Consider the following 24519-nt stretch of genomic DNA (forward strand, 5'->3'; position numbering starts at 1 on the left):
GCTAGAAAACCGGAGCCGTAATCGGCTCCGGTTTTCTAGCATTTGCCGCGGAATTCCACTACTTTACCGAGTATTTTCACGGGCAGCTCTGCAATTTCCTTATTTGTGTAGAAGAAGGCCTTGTATTTTGGGTTATAGGGCAGCAGCGTCATTCCGTCCTCGCAATTGATTATGCGGAGGACCAAGGCGTTTTCACGCCCAACCTGCACGACGGCGACGCTGCTGTCTTTCGCGGTGTCCTGACGGCGCACGATGGCGACGTCTCCTTCAAACATACGGGGCTCCATGCGATCGCCGCAAATCTGAATCCCAAAATATTCTCCTTCCTCTTTCCAGTAGGGATCGAAATCAAGAAAATAGAGTACCGAACCGCAGGGGCCGGTCAGCGGGTTCGTTTGCAGTACAGAATAAACGGGAATTTGTTCAGACATTTTTTTTTCGTAAAATCGGGCGTTGTCGATTCCAAGAAGGTAGTCGATTGAAACGCCGAAATAGGAGGCAAGGCGCAGCAAAGTCTTTTTGTCGGGCTCATATTTTTCGTTTTCGTAGCCGGACAAAGAGGACTGGCTGACATGAATAACCCTTGCAAGTTCCTCCTGCTTCATCGCTTTCTGCATACGCAAAAAACGGATTCTATTCATTCATATCAGCCCTTTCAATTCAATTCTACAAATTATATTAGAAAAGTAAATGAAAAATCAACTAACTTCATACATGCTGTTGACATATTGACTTTATAAATATATAATGAAAAAAGTTTGAAAAACGGATATAAAATAGTTTTTTGTCATTTGTTTAGAAATCTATGACTGAAATAAATATGGCTGAATTTTTAAGTCTGTAAAAGAAGGCATTATCATTGAAACGGATTTTTCAGAATGTCAGGATTTCAAAAATACTGACTATACTTCAATTTACGTTTTCAGCATTCGGTATCTTTTCCTCTGCGGTGGGAATCTATTCGCTTTCAAAGGTGCTGTCGGGGGAAGATCTGAGCCAGTTGAAACACTTGGCGGCAGGAATCATTGTGCTTTTGGCGCTGTCCTGCCTGGTTTTTCTTGTTTCAGCCGTGTTTTCCGTTGTCTGGATTTCGAGATCGATTTCAAAACCGATTGAAGAAATCGCGGTTGCGACAAAGAGATTCGCCGGGGGAGAGCTGGGGCTGAAGCTCAACTGTGAGCTTAAAAATGAGGTCGGTACCATATCCTCATCCCTTAACACCGCTTTTGCCCTTTTAAAACAGGACGTGGAAGAGATTTCAGGAACTCTTGACCGGATTGCGGAGGGCGACCTGTCAGTGGAGATTCCACGCGACTATGTGGGGGATTTTGCCCCGATTACCAGGGCTTTCCGGGAAATTCTGCAAAAGCTGAACCATACGTTTGAAATTATTCAGGAAACGTCGGGCCAGGTTGACGGCGGCGCCCAGCAAGTATCCGCGGCGGCACAGCAGCTTGCACAGGGAGCGACCGAACAGGCTGCGTCCGTAGAGGAGCTTGCGTCTTCCACACAGGAGATTTCTTCGAGCATCCAGGAGACGTCGGAGCATATTGGGCAAGTCACATCTTATCTGGAGGAAACGACGCAGGATATTCAGATGAGCAACGATCAGATGAAGCAGATGCTTAACGCCATGGATGGAATTAACGCGTCTTCCGATGAAATCCGCAAAATCATCAAAGTGATAGACGGTATTGCATTCCAGACGAATATTCTTGCGCTTAATGCCGCCGTGGAAGCGGCACGGGCCGGGGAAGCGGGCAAAGGATTTGCCGTCGTCGCGGATGAAGTCCGGTCGCTTGCCAGCAGATCCGCCGACGCCGCCAGCCAGACGACCGCTCTGATCGAGGGTTCCATCGCCAAGGTGAGGGATGGAACCGAAATCGCTGGCAGGACGGCAAAAGCGCTGGAGGAAGTATCCGTCAGAATCGGCAGAGTGAACGAAGCGGTTGAAAAAATAAACAGCGCGTCAACCACACAGGCAAGCGCCGCGGAACAGATCACGCAGGGGATTGAGCAGATTTCAAGCGTGATTCAGACGAATTCCGCGTCGGCGGAAGAAAGCGCGGCGGCAAGCGAAGAACTCTCCGAACAGGCAAGCTTGCTGAAAGAGGAACTGAAACGGTTTCACTTGAAGAAAAAATCAGCCGCCTCCTGACGGCTCAGAATAGAATGATCCGGCAAAGCGGCCGCCCCGTTCTTTGGGGCGGCCGCTTTTTTTGACTTGGGAGCTGAGACACATTTGTAACCTCTGGTTGCATGGAATCGAACATATCCCGTCATTATTTTAGAAATAATTTGCGGTTTTGTCGAATTTAAGATGAAAAATGAAAAATTGCGGTTAGAGAAGTGCAAATTCATGCTTCGGTTACAGAATTATTTAAGTTTCCTTTCCGGAGGAATCGACATGACTTGTCGAAAAACATATACTGGGACTCATAAAATTCCAATAAAATATTCCTATAAGAGGCGGAAAGATCATGAAAGGAAACATCCACCGGATTCATTTTAACATTGCAGCGAAAATAAAAGCGGATAAATTCAAAAATAAAAAAATTTCCGCCCAGCTGACCGGGTCGTTTCTGGCGGTATCTGCCGTAACGGCGATCGTAATGGGCATGGGCATCTACGGAATGACGGTTTTAAAAAGCAAAATGAACGATCTTTCCCAGAACCGAATGGAAAATTTGATTACCGTTTTTCAGGTGATGAACAGTGTTTCAAACATCCAGTCGTCGGCGCGTAACGCGATCATCAATTATCAGAACCCTGAACTGCTGAACGCCGACCTGGATACCTTTGCGGAAAACAACCAGACTTTTCAGGAAAATCAGAACGCGGTTTTGGCCCGCTCTGCGCAATGGCTCGGGAAACTTCAAAAGTCGCAAAAGGATTACAAAACGTTTGAAAGCCAGAACAAGCTGCTGTTTGATCCCCGTAGTGCAGACAAATTCCGCCACCACACAGCAAAGCGCTGCCGCAAGCGAGGAGCTTTCCGGTCAGGCCGAATTGCTGGAAAAGCAGCTGAGCAGGTTCAGGATACGGAACGCCGTTTCTGAGCAAGTTTAATTGCACCATATAAGGGATGATAAAAAGCCTGATTCAGCATCAGGCATTTTTTATTAATCTGTGACAGCATTCGACCAAACATCCAATGATTAACAGAAAAATTCTTGACAAGTCCACCGTTGCATCCTATACTTGATTTATCCGGTTAGAAAAGTGATTTAAAATAGAATTTAATAAACAATTACTAAAAAATCTATTTTATTTTATAAAAAGGAATGGAGAAAGGGACATGAAAAAAATCAGCCTGAGAATCAAGAACATGAAAATCTCTCACAAATTAATAGGCGGCTTTTCCATTGTGAATCTTATCATGGCGATCATTTCATTCTGCGCACTCTATGGACTGGACCATATGAAAGACGCGAAGACCTGTTTCGTTATCGTCCTCATACTGGAATTAGTTGGATTGTGCCTTTCTGCGTATCTGTGTTATAAACTTTCGGACGGTCTTGCAAAGCCGATTGGAGAACTGGAGAACTGCGCAAGGCAGTTTGCGGAGGGTGACCTGAAAGTCGCCGTCGATTATGACGCAAATAATGAAATCGGCAGGTTGGCAGAGTCACTGAAACTCGCGTTCAACCGGCTGGACCATGTTGTATCAGAAATTTCCACCGTCCTGCTTGGGATGGCTGACGGAAAATGCGATTTTGAGCCGGTCAGGCATTTCCGAGGGGATTTTAAGCCGATTTCAGATTCGATGAATATTATCCTGGATAATATGAACCGGATTTTCGGAAATGTCAAAATCTCTGCGGAGCAGGTCAACAACGGGGCAAAACAGATCGCGGACGGTTCCCAGTCGCTTGCGCAGGGTGCGACCGAACAGGCCAGCTCCATTGAGGAGCTCTCGGCGTCAATTACGGATGTTTCCGACAAAATCCGCCAGAATACTTCTCAGATCAGCAGTATGGCGGGCTCAATGAACCAAACCGCACAGGAAGTGAAGGAAAGCAACGGCAGAATGAAGCAGATGCTGTCGGCAATGAACGAAATCAGCAATTCTTCCAATGAGATCGGAAAAATCATCAAAGTGATCGATAATATTGCATTCCAGACCAATATCCTCGCGCTGAACGCGGCGGTCGAGGCCGCAAGGGCTGGCGAAGCGGGCAAGGGCTTTGCCGTTGTCGCGGACGAGGTGCGTTCGCTGGCCGGAAAATCCGCGGACGCGGCAAAACAGACCAGCGAACTGATCGGCGATTCCATAGAAAAGGTAAAGGAGGGCCGTTCGCTGGCCGACGGTACCGCGCATGCGCTTTCCGGCATTGCTGAAAAAGTTCAGGATATCAATGGGATGATTCAAAACATCGAACAGGCCTCCAACGCTCAGGCAACCTCGATCGGCCAGATTACCCAGGGCGTTTCACAGGTTTCCGCCGTGATTCAGACAAATTCCGCGACGGCGGAGGAAAGCGCGGCCGCCAGCGAAGAGCTTTCCGCGCAGTCCAAATCGCTGATGGGTGAGGTCGACTGGATCAAACTCAGAGCAAAATAAAAATGAAAACAAACAGGAATAAGGAGCCCTCACGGGCTCCTTTCATTTATTTTCGGATGTCGGTTTTAAAAACAGTTCATGCCGGGGTAGACGGCTCCGACGCCCAGCTGGGACTCAATTCTCAAAAGCCGGTTGTACTTTGCCACGCGCTCGCTGCGGCTCGGGGCTCCCGTCTTAATCTGACCCGCGTTCATCGCAACGGCCAGGTCGGCGATGGTGGTATCCTCCGTTTCGCCGGATCGATGGGAGACGACTGCCGTATAGCCTGCGCCGTGAGCCATTTTGATCGCCCGGATCGTCTCGGTCAGGGAACCGATCTGATTGAGTTTAATCAGAATCGAATTGCCGCAGTTCATGGTAATTCCTTTTTCCAGGCGCTTTGTGTTGGTTACGAACAGATCGTCGCCGATCAGCTGGATGCCGGAACCAAGCGCCTCCGTAATCTTTGCCCAGCCCTGCCAATCCTCTTCGCCCAGTGGATCCTCAATGGAACGGATCGGATATTTACCGGCGAGGTTTTTCCAGTAAGCGATCAGCTGATCCGTTGTGTACCGCGTTCCCTGTTTCGGAAGTTTGTAGCCTTCTGTGGAAGCCCACTCGCTGGCGGCGGCGTCCACGGCCAAAACAAAATCCTTTCCGGGCTTGTATCCGGCCTTTTCAACCGCCTGCAGAATCAGTTCGATCGCTTCCTCGTCGGTTTCCAGGTTCGGCGCGTAGCCTCCTTCATCGCCGACCGAGGTGGACAGCCCTTTTGATTTTAAAATTCCCGCGAGCGTATGGAATACCTCCGCGCACCAGCGCAGGCCTTCGCGGAAAGACTGCGCGCCGGCCGGCATAATCAGAAATTCCTGAATGTCCACGTTGTTTGCGGCGTGCGCGCCGCCGTTTAAAATGTTCATCATCGGTACGGGCAGGGTGTTCGCGCTGATTCCGCCCAGAAAGCGGTACAGAGGCAGCCCGAGTGCATTTGCCCCCGCTCTTGCGGCCGCAAGGGATACAGCCAGGATCGCGTTTGCCCCGAGGTTTGACTTGTCCTCTGAACCGTCTGCCTTGAGAAGCGTACCGTCTATGGCCGCCGTATCGGTGGCATTCAATCCCTGAATGGCGTTGCAAATCGGCCCGTTGATGTTTCCAACTGCTTTCAAAACGCCTTTTCCGCCGAAACGGGATTTATCCCCGTCACGAAGCTCCAGCGCCTCATAGGTCCCGGTGGAGGCGCCGCTGGGCACGGCGCCCCGTCCGGTAACGCCGTTTTCCAGTTCAACCGTGGCTTCCACGGTCGGGTTGCCCCGCGAATCAATTATCTCCAGACCCTGAACAGATTTAATTCTATCATCAGACATGCTTGAACCTTCTTTCCATTGCCAAAAGTTAGCAGAAACTTACTCTATCCATAACATAGCATACCTAGTATGTGAAGTCAAGCATAGTTCTATGAAATTATTTTGAATAAATGCGGATGCTTCGCAAACCAAAAGGAATCGGCCCGTTATTCTTTCCTTTTGTCATCGCATTTTTAACGGTCTGTTTTATGAAATATGATAAGACTTTGCCGGATGGTGCCGATATATATTAGAACGGCACTTTTTTGATTGATCGGAGGAATCCATTTATGAAAGCAAATATAAAAAGAAACCAATCCTCAAATGCCTTAAAAACTACTTTGTCTGCGGGAGGCGGCCCATACCACGGGCACCCGATCCGGCTGAGCATCGGGATGATCGTAAAAAATGAGGAGAAAACGCTGGACCGCTGCCTGAGCTCTTTAAAGCCGCTGATGGAGGCGGTCGAAAGCGAACTGATCATCACCGACACCGGCAGCACGGACTCAACGGTGGAAATCGCGAAAAAATACACCGACCACATCATCCATTTCGAGTGGTGCGACGACTTTTCCGCCGCCCGCAACACTGGCTTGAAAGAGGCGCGCGGGGAATGGTTCATGTTCCTCGACGGCGACGAGTGGTTTGAAAACACGGATGAGCTGATTGAATTTTTTACAAGCGGGGAATGCGACAAATACGGGTCGGTGTCGTATATTATTAGGAATTACTTCAATCTGTCAGGTAATAGTTATCGAGACTTTAACGCAATGCGCGTACTGCGAGACTATCCTGGCGTGTGTTTTTCTGGAATTGTACACGAAACGATACCATTCATGCAGCCGATAAAATTTGTTCAGGATTATGCTCACCATTACGGGTACGCTTTTCAAAACATAAAAGAAAAAATGAAAAAATCAAAACGAAACATGGATTTGCTTTTAAAAACTGTAAACGATAATCCAGATGATTACCGGGCTTACAGAGAATTAGCCAACGAGTATTTTGGTACCGGTGAAATGGATTTGGTAGAAGAATGCTGCAAATTTGGACTTGAAGCGGAAAAAAAGAATCCCAATCGAGCATCAAAAATTTTCCTGAATCGTAGTTTAGTGAGAGCCAAATATTTTGAGAAGAGATATGGAGACGTTTTGGAAGTGGTAGATGCCTTTTTTTGCCACGAATCCCATCATATAGAAATTCCATGGCTGGATTTTTATTATATGGCGCAAGCTTCGGCATATGTAAAAACAGATTATGAACATGCCGTGTTTTACGGAAATGCTTATCTGGACGTTTGGGAAAAATATCAGTCGGGTCAGCTTGACAAAACAATGCTTTTATACGAAGAGCTCTTTTTTGTCAGTCCGATTTATAAGGCCAATGTACTTCATTTGTTGGCACAGACGTATCTTTTTATGAATGATGTAAAGTCGGCGGAGTCGGTCATTGACCAGCTGGATTTTCAGCTTCAAGAGTCTTTCAGTCCCATGCTGCGTTTAGTATCTCAGCTATGTGAGAAGATCAACGATTGGGGGAAATTAGTTGATATCTATCAAAAAATAGCTGCTTCACAAATTCCTAACAGAACAGCTCTGCTCACAAATATCGAATCAGTTCTGCTGCTGGATGAGACCGATTCGGCTGCAGCGGCAGCGGCTCTCGCTTCCATTCCGTGGGATAGGGACGCGTATGTTCGCCTTTGCCGGCTGCGGTCAGCGGAACAAAGAGATGACAGAACAGCAGTCCTGATAGAATTGAATTGGTTCTTTCAGTGGGATGGAGAATGGAACACGATATTTTCCGATGTAATTTATTATGCGATGAAGGAAACTGTTAATCTGATGCCGCTGATTTCAAAAATTGACATGGATGATTTGAAATTTTATGCCGCAAAAATGAATCAAGTGCATTCCGATTTTCTTGAAATCATTCATAAATATTTCAACTCCTACTCCTTTGACAGTACACAGGGCGTTTACTGGGAAATTGTGTTCAGGGAAAAAATATTGCTGTCAAAAGACAATCCTTTTGAAACAGAGAGCGAAGAAATCGAAGTTTTTAAAGAATACGCCAGGCAGAGCGCAAAGTATGTACGGGCTTTGTACCGTCCGGAATTGCTTTTGTCGGACCGTATCGCCGTGCTGCCGCGAGCGCACCGTTTCGGTTATTACATGGGACTAGCGCTTTCCGCACGGGATAAAGATGACGATCAGACCTATCTTGCCAATCTGCGATTGGCGTTGGACTGCTATCCGGTCATGAAATGGCAGATTTCTCTTTTGCTGGAACAATTTGAAAAAGAAGAAAAGCTTCGCATGGAAAAGGCAGAAGAATTCAATGTTCTGGCGGCACAGGTTAAGAAAAACATTCAAGACTTGATTTCGCAGGGAAATCTTAAGGAGGCGGGCCGTTACACAGTTCAGTTGGCCGCGCTTTTGCCGAACGACCCCGATGTCGTCAAGTTCCGGACCATCACTCACACGGAACCGGATATGAACGAACTGGCCGCGCGTTTGCCGCAGTAACAGTCTGAGCCTGCGTGTGTTCATTGGTGTCATACTAGGAAAATTTAAGGTTTTCGGCGGGACGGCTGTTGGCGGCTCCCGCCAATTTTCTTATTATTGCGCCGGGCAGGAAAGAGGATGCCGAGTAGAGGGAAAAGCCACAGATAAAAAAACAGGGCTTCCGGGTTTTCCGGAAGCCCTATTCACTATTCTTTGTGGGTCAAAAACCGAAATTAGCCTTTCAGCAGGGACAGAACGCTCTGCGGCTGGCCATTGGCCTGTGCCAGCATGGAGGTAGCGGCCTGCTCCAGAATCTGGTTCTTGGTCAGGTCGACCATCTCGGAGGACATGTCCACGTCGCGGATCGTGCTTTCCGCGCTGGTCAGGTTCTCGCTCATGGTGGAGAGGTTGTTGGTGGTGTGTTCCAGACGGTTCTGCAGAGCGCCGAGTTTGGAGCGTGAAGCGGAAACCGTGTTAATCGCGTTCTTAATGGTGTCAATCGCAGCTTTTGCATCGTCCTGAGTGGCAATGGAAACGTTTTGAATGGCAAGGCCTTTGGAACTCATATCGCCGAGCGTAAGCGAAACGCGCTGATCTGTCTTGTTGTCGGAACCGATCTGCAGGGACAGGACATTACTGGCAGAAACTTTAGCATTGCCGGTAGCTGATGCGGTAGCATAGTCCGTATTGGTATTCACCGTAATGGTCAAACCGTCGTATTTAGCTTTCGTTGCAGCCGTAGCGGTGTCGTCGTCAATCTTCGCCTTAATGGTGTAGGAACCCGCTACATTATCGGTTGTCGCCACAGTTGTAAACGAGAGGCCGGTGATGGGATTTCCTCCCTCGGCGGCTGTTACAGTCATAACGTGCGAACCGTCATCAGAAACGGTCAATATATCATCTTTAGCCAGATTACCTCCCTCGAATGCGACAGAGGCAAGGCCGGCAATGTTAGTTTTGGCGTCGCTGTCATCCAAGGTGTAGCCGAGCGAACCATCCAGCAGGTTGATGCCGTTGAAGTTTGTGGAGGTGGAAATTCGGTCGATTTCGGACTTCAGGGCATCCACTTCCATGTTCAGGTTGGCGCGGTCCGTTTCGTTTTTATAGGTGCCGTTCGAGGACTCAACCGCCAGCGTGTTCATCCTCTGCAGGATGGATTCGGTTTCGTTCAGGCCGCCTTCGGCAGTCTGTACCAGCGAAATGCCGTTCTGCGCGTTGTCTTCCGCCTGGTTCAGGCCGTTGATCTGGGCGCGCATTTTTTCGGAAACCGCAAGGCCCGCGGCGTCGTCGGCGGCGCTGTTGATGCGGTAGCCGGAAGACAGCTTCTGCAGGTTTTTGCTGATGGCGTTATCGTTTGCCTTCAAGCGGTTGGAAGCGTTTAAAGCGGAAATGTTGTGATTAATACGCATAATTATATTCCTCCTGAATTTGTTTCCGCGCGGCGCAGCCGCCGTTCGCGGGGAAAGAGAATCCTTTCTCTTTCCGTTTTGTCCTTGGGAAACATCCCCGTTGGTTTCGCCTCACGGGCCCTTGTGAAGGCGAATACCAATCGGAAAATCCTTCCTTCGGATTCTATCCCATATATCGACCGATAGGCGGATAATTTTAGGCTGTTTTCTATTTTTTTTCGTTTTTTTCACCGTTTGGCGCTACCAGCTTGTCAGGGTGCAGCAGCCGCAGCAGCTTTTCCATCTGCAAATCTCCGGAGGACGCGCTGGCCTCGCGGTTCAGCTCGCGGGTTTCCAGAAGTTCCCTGCGCATAATCGGAACGCCCTTCGGGGCGCTGATTCCGATTTTGACCCGTTCCGCGCCGATTTCCGTGATTACGATCTCAATATCGTCGCCGATCAGGATGGATTCGGAGGTTTTCCTTGTGATCACCAGCATGTCATTCCCTCCCCGCGGCGGCGCCGCAGAACAGCCTGCAGCGAACCGGGTAGCTGCTTTCTTCCAGAATGACCTGCGCCCCGGTTTTTTGCGGCGCATTGATGACAATGGGGCTTTTCAGGTTTACCACGGAGTTTTTGAGTTCCCGCTTGATCACTGCAACCGCCAGAAAACAGAGGTCCTCCGGCTTTGGGTTCCCCAGCCGTTTCAAGTCCTCCGGAGAAAGAGAGGGCGCATAGTCTTTAAAAACAAAAAAAGGATTGACGACGATCAGGGAAGGATACGCGTCATGAGCCGCCTGCAGCGACCAGATGATCTGCGATTCATCCCGCTGCAGCAGGATGAATTCCTTCACCGACTCGAATCCGTAAATCCCGTTTTCAAACCGAATGATATTCCGGGAGCCCGTCCGGGTCCCGGGGTATTCCTGTTTCATGGAGGCTCCTTTCCCGGCGGCGTAACGCCGCGTCCCGGCCGAGTTTCGGTCAGGCAAGTTCGTTAAAAACCACGTCTTCCCGCGTATCAGGGGCGGATTCGTACAGCCGCGCGGTTTCGCGGTAAGACCGGATTGCGTACGTCGTCGCGGACTGCGAATCCCTGTAGTTCTCGCGGCTCAGTTCATAACGCAGCCGTCCGGATTCCGCCTGAAGCCGAAGCTCGCGCGGCTCCAGCTGGAAGCGCAGCGGTACGGCGGGCATAAACGCGACGCCAACGCCGGGATGATTCCGGCTGATTGTGTCGCAGACTGGAATATCCCGGCGTTCAATGGCAATCAGCATATGGATTTCCTTCCGTTGGACCGTCTGTGTTCTGCGCGGGCGTTATTTCATGAAATCAAGCAGAGTAGGCTGAAGAATGCTGCTGCTTACCTGCAGCGCCGCCTGATAGCTGAATTTTTCCCAGGCCAGATTGGAAAAGGCGGTTGCGGGGTCGACGCTTTCCACGCTTTCGTCCCTGGTCTGCAGATTCAGGTTGACATTGGTAATGTAATTGCTTGTGCTTTTCAGGAGAGTCTCCTTGTTGCCAAGCTCCGAATTGGCTTTAAACAGGGTGTCCTGCGTATCGGTGAAGCTGTCCATATAAGGCTTCATTGTGTCCATCAGCTGTTCACCCGTTAAGCTTGAATCCTTGAGGGTTGCGGCCATTTTGGTCATCAGGGAATAGGCGTTTTTCGGAACGCTTGTCCCGTCTTTCGTGACCATGCCGTAACCGAGGTAGCTGATTCCCGGCAGCGCGGCGTTGAAGGCGCTCTGATCGACTACGTTTCCGTTCGCGTCCGTTTTGATTCCAAGACCGATATCCACATAGGAGGTTTCTCCCGCAAGCTCGTCAAGGTCCACCATATTGGTGATTTTAGTGGAGGACGTGCTGGTCTGTACGGCGTCTCCACCGGTTTCGTCAAGGTTGCCGATCGAAATCTTTGACAGGTCGTCGGAAGTGATGCCCGTGACGCCCGCCGCGCTCAGTGCGGAGGAGAAGGTTGTGTCTCCGCCGGCTCCCTGCAAAAGGTCCTGAAGGTCTTGCTTGGTGGCGCCTGTCTGCGTGGTGATCGAAATCGTTTTTGCACCGGCGTCGACCGAAACGGCGTTTGAGCCGCCGCCAGAGGTAATGGATACGGTGTAGCCGTTCAGCTTGTCGTAGATTCCTGTCCCAAAATCGATCTGCATTGATTTCTGTGTTGTCTTTCCGCCCCCGTCGGTATAATTGTAACTGACGGTGGTCGAGGCTCCGTTGGTGTTTTCGCCGGTATCCACATTGATTCCGCGGTATAAAAGATTGCCGCTGCCGTCGAGCGTAAACGGAGCCTCGCCTTCCCCGCCTGCGCCGGAAAAGAGGTAGCGGTTGCTGTACTGGGCGTTCATGGTGGAAACCAGAGAGTCCCGCATGCTGATGAGATTGTCCGCAAGCGTATTTCTTGCGGATTGCGGCGTGGCCCCGTTGATCCCTTCCAGAGCGCTTTGGTTGTTTGCGTTGGAAAAGACGTTCACAATTTTTTGAACCGCCGTGTCCGCAGATGAAATCATGCCGTTCAGATTTTCGATATTGGAGGAATAATTCTCGTTCAGGTCCAGTTGGCGGCGGACCTGAAAAGCCTGGCCCGCGAGAAAAGGATTGTCTGAGGGCTTTTCAAACTGCCGGAAATCCGTAGATGCGATCCCTGCCTTGTTCAGGCGGTCAAAGGCAAGGTTCAGGCTTTTATTGTACTGGCTGGAGATCATTCCGGTTGTAATTCTCATAAACTGTTATCCCCTTCCTACGATTCCCATGTTGTTGATCAGTGTGTTCAGGCATTCATCCACCGTTGTCATAAACCGCGCGGATGCCGAGAGAGACTGATTAAAAACGATCAGGTTAATGGCTTCTTCATTGATATCCACGGAAGATCGCGACTGGCGGCGGGAGGCGATTTTTCCAAGCATGTTGGAATTGGTCGCGTCCTGAGAATTGATAGAGTCGATATCCTGACCAAGATTCAGTGAGAGATTGGAAACCGCTTCCTGCAGGGTACCCGAGAACAATGCGATCCCGTTCGGGGTTTTTACGTCGTATTTGGTCGTGGTCAGGTCGGAGATGATTTTCGTGATATTGGTGTTGGAACCGCTCGCGTTGTCTCCTGGATTGGATGGGTCTTTGGACAGGGTCAGGTATCCGTCGCTCCACTTCGGGTCGCCCCATTTCGGGGCAATCCGGATGTTAGCGGCGGTGATGTCCGCTGTGTTGCCGTCGGAATCTGTAAACAGGGGCTTGTTGTCCCCGGCGTCGTTGGTGCTGTTGTCGGCGTTCATTACGCTGGCCAGCTTCTGCGCAAGGGTGTTCAACATGTTTTCGTAATATCCGATCCCCCGGCTGGTTTTTGTTGCTTCTCCAGAGGGGGTATCGTACTCTCCGTTTTCATTGAGAAGTTTTAGGTAACTGTCCAAGCTCCCTCCCTGAATATCCTTGTTCGCCAAGCCCGAGTCTTCGGAAGAAGCATTGGAAAGATTCAGAACATTGTTTACGGACGCAAAGTTTAGGGAGCTGGAAAGGCTGCCGCCGTCGGTCGACGTAAAGGTGAGCTGCTTTCCGTCGCCGGACAGTCCCACGGTGACTTTTCCGGACAGCGAAGAAGCGTCAATGGCATTTTGGGCTTTGGAGACCAAATCGGACATACTGTCGCCGGCGGAAGCCACGATCGAGACGGAGACGGGAGAGCCGCCTCCCAAAGAAAAGTCGTAGGTCGAATTTGTGTCGGACTTCAGCAGACCTTTGGAGTCAACCGAAACCATTCCGGATATTGCGGAAAAATTACTGCCGTCCGAGGTCAGACCGGACATGTGAATTTTCACGTCCGTATGATCGCTGTTGGATGAAATATTCAGCTTTGCGTACTGTTTTCCGCTTACCAGGGTAAACGGACCCCCGTTGCTGTCCGTCAGTGCATTTCCATTGTTGTCTGCCAGATAAATCGACATCGTATCGACCGATTTACCGGCACCGACATCGGTTGGCGTCTCTGTGACCTTTACATTGACATACTGCGACAGCTCGTCGATCATCTGGTTTCGCTGATCCAACAGCTCCAGAGCGGGCGAGCCGGCAATATCGGCGTCTTTGATCTGGTCGCTCAGGCTTGAGATGTTTTTCAAAAGCGTGTTGACCTTGTTCACCCCGTACTGATCCAGATAGTCGTACTGCTGATTCCGAATGGTCTGGAGCTGCTGTGCTGCCGTGTTGAACTTTGTCGCAAGAAGGGAAGCCGATTCTTTCACCGTGCTTTCCGTTGCGGAGGAACTGCCAGTGGAGGTCAACCCCTGCAACTGCTTAATCAGGTTGCTGTATGCCGCATTGATTCCGTCTGTTGAAGTTTCATTTAATGCTTCTTCAATATTCTGAAGTGCGCTGAGCTGCGTGGAGGTCAGGCCGCACTGGGCGTTTTGCATGCGGTATTGCCCGTCCAGAAAAGGATTTCGGAGCTGGCTGATCCCGGTTGTCGTTACGCCCTCGCCCACGATAGCCCCGATGCCCGCGTAAAGCATATTGACGCTGGTCGGAGCAACGCTGCTCTGATCCACGCGCTGCCGAGTATAACCGGGGGTGTTGGCGTTGCTGATATTCTGACCTGTGGTATTCAAATTGGTTCGTGCCGCCTGCACTCCGCCTTTTGCAATATATAATCCGTCAAATGTTGTACTCAAGGCACACACCGCCTATTCATATTTTTGTGGAAAGAAATGCGGGAGGCTGACTGCCGTCCCTGATCTTCTCGTCATAGGTTTTCCGCAGCTCCGACCGGTTTTTGAGTTTATCGATTACAGCGGACGCCGCATGGAGCTTTTGCTCAAGCAGAACGGTGTTCTGCTGGTTTGTCTCTTTCATCTCCTCCAGTACGGAAGAGAGCCGACGGAACAAAGCCTGGGCCTGCTCCCGGTATTCGCCGGGAAACTGCGGGATGAGCGCGCGAAACTGGGCGTCGGGCTGAGGCGTCAGGTCCATCAGCTTTGCGCGCTCCTGCTCCAGCCCGCGAGCCTCCAGCACAAAAGCCTGCTCCCGTTTCAGGCATTCGTCCAGCAGGTCCAGCCTGCCGTTTTGCAGATCATCCAGCTTTTCCTTTTCAAGTCCCAGAAATTTCTGGTAGAAATCCAGCAGTTTATTGAAATAAGAAATCAGGCTGCCGGACGTTTTTTCATCCATCATAGCCCGGATTTTCCCCCTTCCGCATAAACAAATTTATTCGTCGAACAGTAGCAGACCGGCCAGCAGGCCGGAGTCCACTTTGTAGCTTCCGTTCCCGACGGATTCTTTCAGATAATTGAGCTTTGCCGCGCCGGAGTCCCTGGCGATATCTTCCCGGATGCTGTCTTTCAGACCGCCGAGAAATGCGTCCTGCCGCTCCGCGCGGGAGGACAGTTCAATCTTGTCGGTTTTGGAAACCTGCCCCAAAGAGCCGGCAAACGATGAGGTCGATGGTTGAACCGTCCCTGTTTTGCCCGTATTCCTTTTTGTGTTAATTTGTGCAAATGGGGTAATGGAAAACCCAGAATCTTTGATCAGCATCCAAACGTTCACCTCTTATAGCGTTTATCGGTCGGTCATTTCAAAAATTTAGCTTACTGCCGCAGAAATAGATGGAATATTCACCGTATGAGTTGTTTGCGGGCCGGATCAATTCATAGTTACTAGAAAGCAAATGCGTTTTTTGTCGAAGACAGAAACAAAAGCATTAAAAAGTAACAATAGCTTACTAAGCGTTTACTTGGTTTTTTATCTAAATTTTACAGAGAAATAAATTTTTTTTGCACCGAAATCTGTTGACTTTTGTCGTATTATATATGATAATATATCCTGTTACTAACAATATATTTTCCTCAAAATCTTCAATATTTGGAGTTGTTTCCAGAAGAACAAGAAAATCTGCTACAATAGGTATAAAAAAGCAATGTAAATAAATATTCATTTTTAATGTTTTTTTATTCTTTTCTGAAAGAAGGTGACGAGCTTGAACTGGATCGACAGTGTAACAACATCGCTGCTCAATAAAGATTTGGACGGACTTTGGGCCAGGCAGCAGGTGGTTTCAGACAACATCGCAAATTTTGAGACGCCCGGTTACAAGACAAAGAGTGTGTCGTTTGAAGATCAGCTGCAGAATGAAATCGAGGCCGGAGGAACTTCCGGTAATATGGTCAGCGGGATCGATCAGGTTCACCCGGAAACGACCGTCGCGCAGGACGAGATGTTCCGCGCGGACGGAAACGGAGTGGACCTGGAACAGCAGAATATTGAGCTTGCCAGGACGCAGCTGAATTACTACTATTCTTTGGCGGAACTGTCGGACTCTTTCTCAAGGCTGAAAACCGCGATCGGCGGGGGTTCGTAACGTAAAATTGGCAGGAGGTTTTATTGATGGCTTTTCTCAGCTCGCTGGATATCAGCGGCTCGGCATTGAAAGCAAGCCGGCTCAGAATGGACGTTATTTCCGAGAATATCGCGAACGCTTCCACCACGCGCACCGACGCGGGCGGACCCTACCGGAGGAAAATGGTGGTTTACCATGCGGAGGATTCCGAAGGGGACAGCTTCGGCTCCCTCCTGAACAATGAACTGAGCGCTTCCTCAAAAGCGCCGGGAGGAGTCAGGGTCGACGAAATCGTCGAGGACCAGACCCCGTTTACCACGGTCTACGACCCATCCAGCCCGGACGCGGACGCTCAGGGCTATGTACAGAAGCCGAATGTAGACGTGACAAAGGAAACGCTGGACATGATGTCGGTGACAAGAGCGTATTCGGCGAACATTAACGCGTTCAACGCGGTGAAAAGCATGGCCAGCAAAGCGCTGGAGATGGGGAAGTGATAAATCATGAATCAAATTGTGCCTATTCAGAAAATTAATCCCTTGGAAGACATGGGCGCGTCCGGCGGCAGCGCCGCACAGCCCGCGGGCCTTCCGTTCCAGTCCCTGTTTGAAGACGCCGTCAACAATGTGAAGCAAACGGATGCCACTCTTAATACCGAAGTCTACAAAATGACCACGGGACAGTCGGACAATCTGCATGATGTCGTCATTGCGTCCCAGAAAGCCAGCCTTTCCGTTGACTTGCTGGTGCAGATGCGCAACAAGGTGCTTGATTCCTATAACGAAATCATGAGAATGAGCGTTTGATGAATTTTCGTAAAGGGCGGTTCAAATCCGGATGAATGAATTAAAGAAATACATACAACCAATCAAAAATTTTTGGGTAAAACTGTCCGCTAAAACGAAAAAAATCATTTTCATCTCCCTGGGAGGGGTCGTCCTGCTTTCCGTCGTTCTGGGACTGCTCTTGAACCGCACGCAATATGTGGTTCTCTACTCGGGGCTGGATCATGACGAGGCCATGGCGGTTATGGCGCAGCTGAAGGACAGCGGAGTAGACTATAAGGAATCCGACAACTCAATCTACGTTCCGTCGGACAAAGAAGATTCGATGCGGATGCAGCTTGCCAATGAAGGATATCCGAAATCTGCGCCGAATTACAATTTCTTTACCAGTAATGTCGGGGTCATGACGACGGATTACGAAAAAAAGGTCATTGAAAAATATCAGATGAACCAAAGGCTGGAAGCCGTAATCAAAACGCTGGACCCGATTGAAAACGCCTATGTTACCATCAGCATTCCGGACGAAGGGGACTATGCGTGGGACGATAAGAAGAACGCGCCCACCGCTTCCGTTACGGTCAAAATGAAATCCGGGCAGAGTCTGAACGCGAAACAGGTCAACGGCATCAAGCAGCTGGTTGCGAAGAGTGTTCCGAACCTGAAAACGGAAAACGTCTCCGTCATCGACAATTCGACCGGGGAGGAACTGAATTCCGCGGATTCCGACAATTCCAACAGCGTCCAGATGGACATGACGGAATTCAAGTTGAAGGTTGAACAGCAGTATGAAGACAGCCTGCAAAAAAAGATTATGAATCATTTGGCGGAAATCTACGGGCAGAACAATATCAGCATAAGCGTAAAAAGCCAGATGGATCTTGACAAAAAGATTCAGAACATCGTCACATATCAGCCGACCACCAGCGACGGAAAGGGAGTTGTCAGCGAAAGTACGGAACAGCATGAGGAGACAAGAGACGGCTCCTCGGGCGGCGGGACCGCCGGAACAGAATCCAATACGGAGACAACAACGTATCCGGGCGTTACGGTAAACGGAAATATCATAACGACAAAAGACAACAAATCCTATAAATATCTGGTCAGTCAGGTTCAGGAGCAGATTCAGAGCGACGCCGCGGCGCTGCAGGACGTAACGGTTTCCATTATTGTCAACGACCCCGGGATGACGGACGCGGAAGTGACAAGCCTGAAAAACGCGGTGGCTTTTGCTTCCGGTGTCAGCGCCGATAAAGTGGACGTTATGAGCAAGAGCTTTTACAGCTCCGCGCAGCCCGCCAACGCGCAGCCGGCCGGCTACGCTCTGCCGTTTGACTGGCGCCTTCTGGCCGCGGGGGCCGGCGGATTCCTGTTAATTGTGATTCTTACGGTCGTTCTTCTTGCAAGGCGCAGGAAAAAGCGGGCGAAAGAACTGGAAGAGAAGCTGATGCAGGGAGAGGAAGTCAATCTGGACGGCCTTTCGCGCGCGGGAATTTCGGACGCTCCTACGGAATCCATCGAGCAGATTCGTCAGTCGACCGGCGGAAAAGAGGAGAAGGTTCGGAAAGACCTTCAGGAGTTTTCGGCCCAGAATCCGGAAATTGCTGCCCAGCTGATTCGCAGCTGGCTGAAGGGGGAGGACGACAATGCCTGAACATAAAATTTCAGGAGCACAGAAAGCAGCCTCCGTCATCATCGCTCTGGGGTCCGACGCGGCTTCCAAAATCTATAAATATCTCCATGAAGAAGAAGTGGAGCAGCTTACGCTCGAAATCGCGAGGACGACCAATCTTCCGCCCGATGCGATGGAAGGAATTCTCGGCGACTTCTACAACCTTTGCCTGACGCAAAAGGTCATTACGGACGGCGGGGTGGAATATGCCCGCAACGTGCTGGAAAAGGCCTACGGCGCACAGATGGCGGTCTCGCTGCTGGACCGCGTCACCAAGTCGCTGCGGTCAAAGGCGTTTGAATTTCTGCGCAAGGCGGATTACAAAAACCTGTTGACCGCCATCCAGAACGAACACCCGCAGACGATTGCTTTGATTCTTTCGTATGCGCGCGCGGATCAGGCCGCGACGGTCATCGCGGACCTTCCCTCGGACAAGCAGTCGGACGTCGTCCAGCGGATCGCGACAATGGACCGGATTATTCCGGACGTTGTAAAAATTATAGAAAACAATCTTTCCGATAAATTCTCCAATGTCATGAGCGTCGATATGACTCAGTTCGGCGGGGTCGACTATGTGGCCGACATCATGAACAATATGGACCGCACCAATGAAAAATCCATTTTCGACGACCTCAACCGCAAGAACGCGGAGCTGTCCGAAGAAATCAGGCAGAAGATGTTTGTTTTCGAGGATATTGTTATTCTGGACAGCATGTCTATTCAGCGCTTTTTGCGGGAAGTGGACCCGAAGGATATTGTTTATGCGCTGAAAGGAGCCAATAAAGAGGTCGCAGATACCATCTTCAGCAATATGTCCTCTCGCTCTGCCGAAACGGTCAAATCCGACCTGGAATATACACATAATGTCCGCTTGAGGGATGTGGAAGAAGCGCAGCAGCGTATTGTCGGCGTAATCCGCCGTCTGGAAAGCGAGGGCGAACTGGTAATTTCTAAGGGCGGGAAGGATGAAATTATTGAGTAAGGTCATTAAAGCCTCCCAGTACGGTCTGTTTATGGAAGAACCGGTATTTCAGTCAGCGGACGGCGGCCATGCGTCGGCGGAAGAACAAAGCAAGTTGATTCTGGAGGAGGCGTTCCAGAAAGCCAAACAAATTATTGAATCGGCGCAAAGTTACGGCTCGGCCCAGCTGCGCGACTGCGCTCAGCGGGTGGAAGAAGAACTTCAGGAAGCAAAAAAGCAGGGATACCAGGACGGCTTTGCCCGCGGCCGCGAAGAGGGAGAGAAAACGGGGCTGCAGTCCGGAATGCGCCAGGGGATTTCCGAAGGAGAGAAAAGGGCCGACGAGGAGAATCAGACCCGCCTGAACGAGCTTTCCGAAATGATCCGCTCCGTTGAAAAATCCAAGACGGAGATTCTTACAAAATTCGAATCGGATCTGACGGATCTTGCGGTGACCATCGCGAAGACAATTATCAAAAGAGAAATGGAAGCCGACCCCGGCGTTCTGCACGCCATTGTTCAAAACGCAGTCGATTCCTACCGGAATCAGGCGTGGGTTCGCATTTATGTCTCCGGAAACACGGCAAAGCTGCTGACCAAAGCCGACGTTTCCATCGCAAAAGAGCTTGAATCTGTCTCGGATCATGTCAAAGTGGTCGTAACGCCGGGGATTGGGGACGAAGCCTGTGTGATCGAAATGCCGGATCAGGTGATCGACGCGGGAGTCGATACGCAGCTGAACAAAATACAGTCGGCGATGCATGAATCCGAACGTTCGGAACAGTAAAAACGTTTGAAAGGAAAGGCCGTATGGTTGATTTGCGGGCTGCCTGCGAGATCGTCACGAAGATTGATCCGCTCTGCTACAAGGGAAAAGTGAAAAACATCGTCGGGATGATGATAGAGACCACCGGCCTTGACGCCAAAATCGGGGATATCTGCACCATCGGCGGCCAGACGGGCGGGCCCGTGGTCGAAGCGGAGGCGGTCGGTTTCCGCGACGGGAACGTGCTGCTGATGTCGTACGGGGATATCCGCGGCGTGGGCCCGGGCAGCATCGTGGAATCGACCGGCCACAAGCTGCGGGTTCCGGTCGGCGAATGCCTGAAAGGCAGGACCGTCGATGCCGCGGGTAATCCGATCGACAGCCTGGGGGATTTTGAACCGGAAATGTACTACGATGTGGAATCCCCCTGTGTCAATCCTCTGGACCGGCCCCGCATCAGTGAAACCATGACGTTCGGCATCAAGGCGATCGACGGGACTCTGACCATCGGCAAGGGACAGAGGGTCGGGATTTTCGCCGGCAGCGGCGTCGGGAAAAGCACCCTGATGGGGATGATCGCGAAAAATGTCAAATCGGACATCAATGTCATCGCGCTGGTCGGCGAGCGCGGCAGAGAAGTAAAGGAATTTATTGAAAAGGACCTGGGAGAGGAAGGGCTGGCCCGCTCCGTGCTGGTCGTGGCGACCTCCGACCAGCCGGCCATGTTCCGCGCGAAATGCGCCTTTGTCGCGACGGCCATCGCGGAGTATTTTCGCGACAGGGGGGAGGATGTTCTGCTGATGATGGATTCCCTGACGCGTTTTGCCATGGCCCAAAGGGAAATCGGGCTCGCGACGGGTGAGCCTCCTATCGCAAGGGGTTACACGCCGTCAATTTATTCGCAGCTGCCCAGGCTTTTGGAACGGAGCGGAAACTTTATGACGGGCTCCATCACCGGGATTTACACGGTCCTGGTGGAAGGCGACGACACCAACGAGCCGATTTCGGACACCGTGCGCGGCATTCTGGATGGGCATATCGTGCTTTCGAGAACGCTTGCCGCGAAAAACCATTACCCCGCCATCGACGTGGGATCCAGTATTTCCCGCCTGATGACGGATATTACCTCAGAGGAACATCAGGCGTCCGCCTCACGGCTGAGAAATCTTCTCTCCGTGTACAATCAGAATTACGACCTGATTTCCATCGGAGCCTATAAACCCGGCATGAATAAAAGGCTTGACGAGGCAGTCGGTAAAATCGACGGGATCAACCGGTTCCTGATGCAGAGGGTTGACGAGTCGTTTTCCTATGAAGAAACCGAAAACCAGATGAAAGGGATTTAAAACATGAAAAAGTTTGTCTTTTCCCTTGAAAACGTCCTTCGGTATAAAAAGGAATCACTGGATATGCTGAAGAATGAAATGGCGCAGCTTCAAATGAAAATCCGGGAACTGGAAGAGGAAATTACCAGAGTAAAACAGGAGTATTCCGATTTGAACCGGACCCTGACTCTTCAAATGAAGACTGGTGTGGAACCCTGCGGCATTGCGGTGTACAAGCGCTATTTTGTCGAGCTGGACCGCCGCAGCAGAATGCTGGAATCGCAGAGGACGGCCGCGCAAAGGGCCGCCGCCGCGAAGCAGGAGGAGATCGTCCATATGAAAAGCGATATCTCCGGCCTGGAAAAGCTTAAGGATTCACAACTGAAGGACTATGAGGCCCAGGGCCGCAAGGAGCAGGAACTGATTGTGGAAGAATTTGTCTCTCGGAAAAAGGACGCCTCGGAATGCCGGACGGCCTGAACAGTTTCGCTGTCTAATTACATTTTAGATAGATCAATTTCAGTGAAAGGAGGTGAGTGAACATGATACAGCAGATCAGTGCGCAAAGCATGAATGTGCCCCAGACAAAACCGGCGGGCGAAAGTCAGCCGCGTGAAACGGACGAATTTCGTTCCATGCTGAAATCCGCCGTTCAGAAGTCGGACTCCAAAGCATCAAAAAAGGCGGAAGACGGTAAAACAAAGAAACAGGCTCAAAAAACGGACGAATCGGACCGAGGGCAGTCGAAGCAGGGTGTAACAGCTGCGTCCCCCTCGCCGCAGGAATCCGCTCTTTTTATTGCGCCGGGAAAGATTCAGACAGTTGATTCTCCGGCGGATGGGAAAGACGGAGGCACGCAAAAGGGGCAGATCGCCGGAATTCAGGCGGCTGCTCAGGAAGCCTCTAAAACGGCGGGCGCAGCCCTTGTTTCCGGTGCGGAGCAGCCGGCGGAAACGGCTGCACAGGGAAACCTGCCCTCCGTACCCGATGGAAAACAGCCCCCTGCGAAATCCGTGCGGACTTCCGGCACTCAGGCGGCGGTCCCCGTAAATGGAAAGGCTGCTTCCCAACAGGGAACGAAACCAAACGGCACGGCGGACGCACGGGCGAAAACCTCGGCGGAATCCGGTCAATCGGGCGGAGTCCCGACAAAGGCATCGTCCTCCGGCCAACCTCCTAAGACCGAAAGTAAGGGAATTTCAGCCGGAACGGTTCCGGACGGAGCGGCGCAGGCCGCGAACACCGCGGACTCAGCCGATCAATCTTCGGCCGTTTTGAATCCCGTCGCAACGGCAGATCCGACAATTCAGGACGTCAAAACGCAGGTGCGCGGCGCGGGTTTGGGCCAATCGGGCGGAGACGGCAAAACCGGCCGATCCGGGGAAGACGGCAAAGGAAACGCCACGGCGGCGACCGACAGTCTTTCCAACCTTTACGGCACCGGCAACATTGTCATCAAGGTTTCCGGCGAAGCGGCCCAGGCTCCGTCCCCGGTTCATCAGGTGGCGAATACGGCTGCCTATCAGCTGCAAAACGGGAAAAACGAGTTCCAAATGGATCTTTACCCGCAGTCGCTTGGAAAGGTTTCGCTGAAGATGACCTCGCAGAACGGCCTGCTTACCGTTGAAATCTTGGCGGCCGACCCAAAGACCCAAAGCCTGCTTCTCTCAGGCTCCGCAGAAATCCGTACGATTTTACAGGCTTCCACCGGACAGAACGTGCAGACAGTGATTCCGAACCAGCAGGCGGCGCAGTGGTACGGGCAGCCTCAGGACGGCGGCGGAGGAAATTCCGGGAATCAGGGCCGCGAACGCGAGAAACCCCGTAAAGGCAGGCCGGAGGGAATCGGCTCCGTTTCCTCGGAGCTGAGCACAGGCGATTTTCTTACCATGATTCAGCAGATCGGCGCGTTTGCGCGGTAACAAAAGGAGGGAAAATACTTGGATAACCTTGGAATTACAGGATATGGGACTCTGGGGCGAACCTACTCTTCCGGCACCTCCGGGCTGGAATCGTCGGCAAACAACTCAACCTCAACGCAGTCATCCGGTTCTTCGTTGGACATGAACGATTTCCTGCAGCTTCTGGCGGCTCAGTTCGAAAATCAGGATGTGATGAACCCCACGGACAATACCGAATTCATTTCCGAACTGGCGCAGTTTTCGTCCCTGCAGGCGATGAGCCAGCTGACCACCTACTCTGAACGGCAGTACGCGGCGTCTCTGGTCGGCAAGACCGTGGAAATGGGGACATACGATAAGACCGGGCAGTACGTGATGAAAAAGGGCGTTGTCGAAAGCACGGCCTTCGGTTCCGACGGCTGCGGCATACTGCTGGAGGGCGACAACACGTCTTACAAGCTGACCGACGTGGTCATGGTTTTGAACGAAACCGGGTCGAACGGCGGCTCTGAGGGCGGCACCTGAAACTGCCGGAACCTTCGTAATTCAATCAATCCAAAGGCGGCGAAATCATGAACGACATCCAGTTTCGGAAAAACTATTCCGCCTGGATCGGCCCAACGTATCCGGTTCAGCCGGAAATCCAGAATCCGAAAACCCGGCAAACCGACTCCGCAGGAAAAGGCAGTTTTTCAGAAATCCTGCAAACCGTACGGCAGGGCGGCCTGACTTTTTCCAAACATGCTCTGCAGCGTATGGACGAACGGCAGATTGAAGTTTCCCCCGAACTGATGGCGCGGATGAGCGGCGCGGCGGAAAAAGCAAAAACCAAGGGCGTCCGCGACGCGCTGATGATGAGCGGAGACACCGCGTTTATCGTCAATATTCCCAGCTCGACGGTCGTCACGATGATGAACGGCGGGGAAATGAAAGAAAACATTTTTACAAACATCGATGGAGCCGTGATTTTATAACCGGACCTTTGTAAGGGGGTTA

At 51.2% G+C, this 24519-nt stretch carries 24 protein-coding genes and 2 pseudogenes; 16 read left to right on the top strand and 10 right to left on the bottom strand.

All coding sequences use genetic code 11. The features are described from left to right. Positions 1 to 35: 35 nt before the first annotated feature. Complete coding sequence (locus tag ACLQ3M_RS04260) at positions 36 to 641, bottom strand: helix-turn-helix domain-containing protein (RefSeq protein WP_411676463.1); 606 nt, start codon at positions 639 to 641, stop codon at positions 36 to 38. 218 nt (positions 642 to 859) lie between these two features. On the opposite strand from ACLQ3M_RS04260, the gene ACLQ3M_RS04265 reads away from it, so the two are divergent. The 4 genes and pseudogenes from ACLQ3M_RS04265 (at position 860) to ACLQ3M_RS04280 (ending at position 4564) form a co-directional block, all read left to right on the top strand. Next, positions 860 to 2158, top strand: coding sequence for a methyl-accepting chemotaxis protein (locus ACLQ3M_RS04265; protein WP_411676464.1), 1299 nt, complete (start codon positions 860 to 862; stop codon positions 2156 to 2158). Positions 2159 to 2480: 322 nt separating this feature from the next. Next, positions 2481 to 2825: pseudogene (locus ACLQ3M_RS04270) on the top strand (MCP four helix bundle domain-containing protein); the annotation flags it as partial. Positions 2826 to 2937: 112 nt separating this feature from the next. Next, positions 2938 to 3069: pseudogene (locus tag ACLQ3M_RS04275) on the top strand (chemotaxis protein); the annotation flags it as partial. Between the two features lie 229 nt (positions 3070 to 3298). Then, complete coding sequence (locus ACLQ3M_RS04280) at positions 3299 to 4564, top strand: methyl-accepting chemotaxis protein (RefSeq protein ID WP_411676465.1); 1266 nt, start codon at positions 3299 to 3301, stop codon at positions 4562 to 4564. 65 nt (positions 4565 to 4629) lie between these two features. On the opposite strand, the gene eno is transcribed toward ACLQ3M_RS04280, so the two are convergent. Continuing rightward, positions 4630 to 5907 carry a phosphopyruvate hydratase gene (eno, locus tag ACLQ3M_RS04285; protein ID WP_411676466.1) on the bottom strand — a complete coding sequence of 426 codons (1278 nt, stop codon included), beginning with the start codon at positions 5905 to 5907 and terminating at the stop codon, positions 4630 to 4632. Between the two features lie 374 nt (positions 5908 to 6281). On the opposite strand from eno, the gene ACLQ3M_RS04290 reads away from it, so the two are divergent. Then, positions 6282 to 8414, top strand: coding sequence for a glycosyltransferase (locus ACLQ3M_RS04290; RefSeq protein WP_411676582.1), 2133 nt, complete (start codon positions 6282 to 6284; stop codon positions 8412 to 8414). 212 nt (positions 8415 to 8626) lie between these two features. Here the strand turns inward: ACLQ3M_RS04290 and ACLQ3M_RS04295 are convergent, their stop codons facing one another. The 8 genes from ACLQ3M_RS04295 to ACLQ3M_RS04330 form a co-directional block, all read right to left on the bottom strand. Then, positions 8627 to 9802: a flagellin gene (locus ACLQ3M_RS04295; RefSeq protein WP_411676467.1), complete on the bottom strand. Its 1176-nt coding sequence runs from the start codon at positions 9800 to 9802 to the stop codon at positions 8627 to 8629. A gap of 208 nt (positions 9803 to 10010) precedes the next feature. Further along, a complete protein-coding gene (locus ACLQ3M_RS04300; RefSeq protein ID WP_411676468.1) occupies positions 10011 to 10280 on the bottom strand; it encodes a carbon storage regulator in 270 nt (89 codons plus the stop codon). A gap of 1 nt (position 10281) precedes the next feature. Then, complete coding sequence (gene fliW / locus ACLQ3M_RS04305; RefSeq protein ID WP_411676469.1) at positions 10282 to 10716, bottom strand: flagellar assembly protein FliW; 435 nt, start codon at positions 10714 to 10716, stop codon at positions 10282 to 10284. Between the two features lie 49 nt (positions 10717 to 10765). Then, positions 10766 to 11059, bottom strand: a complete 294-nt coding sequence (locus ACLQ3M_RS04310; protein WP_411676470.1) for a hypothetical protein — start codon at positions 11057 to 11059, stop codon at positions 10766 to 10768. 42 nt (positions 11060 to 11101) lie between these two features. After that, positions 11102 to 12517 carry a flagellar hook-associated protein FlgL gene (gene flgL, locus ACLQ3M_RS04315; protein ID WP_411676471.1) on the bottom strand — a complete coding sequence of 472 codons (1416 nt, stop codon included), beginning with the start codon at positions 12515 to 12517 and terminating at the stop codon, positions 11102 to 11104. A gap of 6 nt (positions 12518 to 12523) precedes the next feature. Next, a complete protein-coding gene (flgK, locus tag ACLQ3M_RS04320) occupies positions 12524 to 14455 on the bottom strand; it encodes a flagellar hook-associated protein FlgK (protein WP_411676472.1) in 1932 nt (643 codons plus the stop codon). Between the two features lie 16 nt (positions 14456 to 14471). Beyond that, on the bottom strand, positions 14472 to 14954 hold the full coding sequence (locus ACLQ3M_RS04325; protein WP_411676473.1) for a flagellar protein FlgN: 483 nt from the start codon (positions 14952 to 14954) through the stop codon (positions 14472 to 14474). 33 nt (positions 14955 to 14987) lie between these two features. Continuing rightward, positions 14988 to 15314: a hypothetical protein gene (locus ACLQ3M_RS04330; RefSeq protein ID WP_411676474.1), complete on the bottom strand. Its 327-nt coding sequence runs from the start codon at positions 15312 to 15314 to the stop codon at positions 14988 to 14990. A gap of 442 nt (positions 15315 to 15756) precedes the next feature. Between ACLQ3M_RS04330 and flgB the strand changes: the two genes are divergently transcribed. From flgB to ACLQ3M_RS04385, 11 genes are all read left to right on the top strand, one after another. Beyond that, complete coding sequence (flgB, locus tag ACLQ3M_RS04335; RefSeq protein ID WP_411676475.1) at positions 15757 to 16137, top strand: flagellar basal body rod protein FlgB; 381 nt, start codon at positions 15757 to 15759, stop codon at positions 16135 to 16137. Between the two features lie 26 nt (positions 16138 to 16163). After that, positions 16164 to 16613: a flagellar basal body rod protein FlgC gene (flgC, locus tag ACLQ3M_RS04340; protein ID WP_411676476.1), complete on the top strand. Its 450-nt coding sequence runs from the start codon at positions 16164 to 16166 to the stop codon at positions 16611 to 16613. Positions 16614 to 16619: 6 nt separating this feature from the next. After that, on the top strand, positions 16620 to 16922 hold the full coding sequence (gene fliE / locus ACLQ3M_RS04345; protein ID WP_411676477.1) for a flagellar hook-basal body complex protein FliE: 303 nt from the start codon (positions 16620 to 16622) through the stop codon (positions 16920 to 16922). 31 nt (positions 16923 to 16953) lie between these two features. Beyond that, on the top strand, positions 16954 to 18552 hold the full coding sequence (gene fliF / locus ACLQ3M_RS04350; RefSeq protein ID WP_411676478.1) for a flagellar basal-body MS-ring/collar protein FliF: 1599 nt from the start codon (positions 16954 to 16956) through the stop codon (positions 18550 to 18552). Further along, positions 18545 to 19552, top strand: a complete 1008-nt coding sequence (gene fliG, locus ACLQ3M_RS04355; protein ID WP_411676479.1) for a flagellar motor switch protein FliG — start codon at positions 18545 to 18547, stop codon at positions 19550 to 19552. The genes fliF and fliG overlap by 8 nt, the downstream gene beginning before the upstream one ends. Then, positions 19545 to 20318 (top strand): FliH/SctL family protein, encoded by a 774-nt coding sequence (locus ACLQ3M_RS04360; RefSeq protein ID WP_411676480.1) that lies wholly within the window; start codon positions 19545 to 19547, stop codon positions 20316 to 20318. Before fliG ends, ACLQ3M_RS04360 begins: the two co-directional genes overlap by 8 nt. A gap of 23 nt (positions 20319 to 20341) precedes the next feature. Continuing rightward, on the top strand, positions 20342 to 21643 hold the full coding sequence (locus ACLQ3M_RS04365; RefSeq protein WP_411676481.1) for a FliI/YscN family ATPase: 1302 nt from the start codon (positions 20342 to 20344) through the stop codon (positions 21641 to 21643). A 3-nt stretch (positions 21644 to 21646) separates the two neighbouring features. Beyond that, positions 21647 to 22102, top strand: coding sequence for a flagellar export protein FliJ (locus tag ACLQ3M_RS04370; protein WP_411676482.1), 456 nt, complete (start codon positions 21647 to 21649; stop codon positions 22100 to 22102). 62 nt (positions 22103 to 22164) lie between these two features. Continuing rightward, entirely contained in the window at positions 22165 to 23544 is a 1380-nt protein-coding gene (locus ACLQ3M_RS04375; protein WP_411676483.1) for a flagellar hook-length control protein FliK, read from the top strand. Positions 23545 to 23562: 18 nt separating this feature from the next. Then, positions 23563 to 24048: a flagellar hook assembly protein FlgD gene (locus tag ACLQ3M_RS04380; protein WP_411676484.1), complete on the top strand. Its 486-nt coding sequence runs from the start codon at positions 23563 to 23565 to the stop codon at positions 24046 to 24048. Between the two features lie 47 nt (positions 24049 to 24095). Beyond that, positions 24096 to 24497 (top strand): TIGR02530 family flagellar biosynthesis protein, encoded by a 402-nt coding sequence (locus ACLQ3M_RS04385; protein ID WP_411676485.1) that lies wholly within the window; start codon positions 24096 to 24098, stop codon positions 24495 to 24497. Positions 24498 to 24519: the final 22 nt, after the last annotated feature.

It is taken from the genome of Caproicibacter sp. (assembly GCF_046707225.1).
GTDB lineage: Bacteria > Bacillota > Clostridia > Oscillospirales > Acutalibacteraceae > Caproicibacter.

Coding starts and splice junctions, on each gene's coding strand:
- ACLQ3M_RS04325 (WP_411676473.1), bottom strand. CDS start 14,954: ATGATGGATGAAAAAACGTCCGGCAGCCTGATTTCTTATTTCAATAAA.
- fliG (WP_411676479.1), top strand. CDS start 18,545: ATGCCTGAACATAAAATTTCAGGAGCACAGAAAGCAGCCTCCGTCATC.
- fliE (WP_411676477.1), top strand. CDS start 16,620: ATGAATCAAATTGTGCCTATTCAGAAAATTAATCCCTTGGAAGACATG.
- ACLQ3M_RS04385 (WP_411676485.1), top strand. CDS start 24,096: ATGAACGACATCCAGTTTCGGAAAAACTATTCCGCCTGGATCGGCCCA.
- ACLQ3M_RS04365 (WP_411676481.1), top strand. CDS start 20,342: ATGGTTGATTTGCGGGCTGCCTGCGAGATCGTCACGAAGATTGATCCG.
- ACLQ3M_RS04330 (WP_411676474.1), bottom strand. CDS start 15,314: ATGCTGATCAAAGATTCTGGGTTTTCCATTACCCCATTTGCACAAATT.
- flgC (WP_411676476.1), top strand. CDS start 16,164: ATGGCTTTTCTCAGCTCGCTGGATATCAGCGGCTCGGCATTGAAAGCA.
- ACLQ3M_RS04280 (WP_411676465.1), top strand. CDS start 3,299: ATGAAAAAAATCAGCCTGAGAATCAAGAACATGAAAATCTCTCACAAA.
- ACLQ3M_RS04290 (WP_411676582.1), top strand. CDS start 6,282: ATGATCGTAAAAAATGAGGAGAAAACGCTGGACCGCTGCCTGAGCTCT.
- flgL (WP_411676471.1), bottom strand. CDS start 12,517: ATGAGAATTACAACCGGAATGATCTCCAGCCAGTACAATAAAAGCCTG.
- ACLQ3M_RS04370 (WP_411676482.1), top strand. CDS start 21,647: ATGAAAAAGTTTGTCTTTTCCCTTGAAAACGTCCTTCGGTATAAAAAG.
- fliF (WP_411676478.1), top strand. CDS start 16,954: ATGAATGAATTAAAGAAATACATACAACCAATCAAAAATTTTTGGGTA.
- ACLQ3M_RS04310 (WP_411676470.1), bottom strand. CDS start 11,059: ATGCTGATTGCCATTGAACGCCGGGATATTCCAGTCTGCGACACAATC.
- ACLQ3M_RS04300 (WP_411676468.1), bottom strand. CDS start 10,280: ATGCTGGTGATCACAAGGAAAACCTCCGAATCCATCCTGATCGGCGAC.
- ACLQ3M_RS04295 (WP_411676467.1), bottom strand. CDS start 9,802: ATGCGTATTAATCACAACATTTCCGCTTTAAACGCTTCCAACCGCTTG.
- ACLQ3M_RS04260 (WP_411676463.1), bottom strand. CDS start 641: ATGAATAGAATCCGTTTTTTGCGTATGCAGAAAGCGATGAAGCAGGAG.
- ACLQ3M_RS04375 (WP_411676483.1), top strand. CDS start 22,165: ATGATACAGCAGATCAGTGCGCAAAGCATGAATGTGCCCCAGACAAAA.
- fliW (WP_411676469.1), bottom strand. CDS start 10,716: ATGAAACAGGAATACCCCGGGACCCGGACGGGCTCCCGGAATATCATT.
- eno (WP_411676466.1), bottom strand. CDS start 5,907: ATGTCTGATGATAGAATTAAATCTGTTCAGGGTCTGGAGATAATTGAT.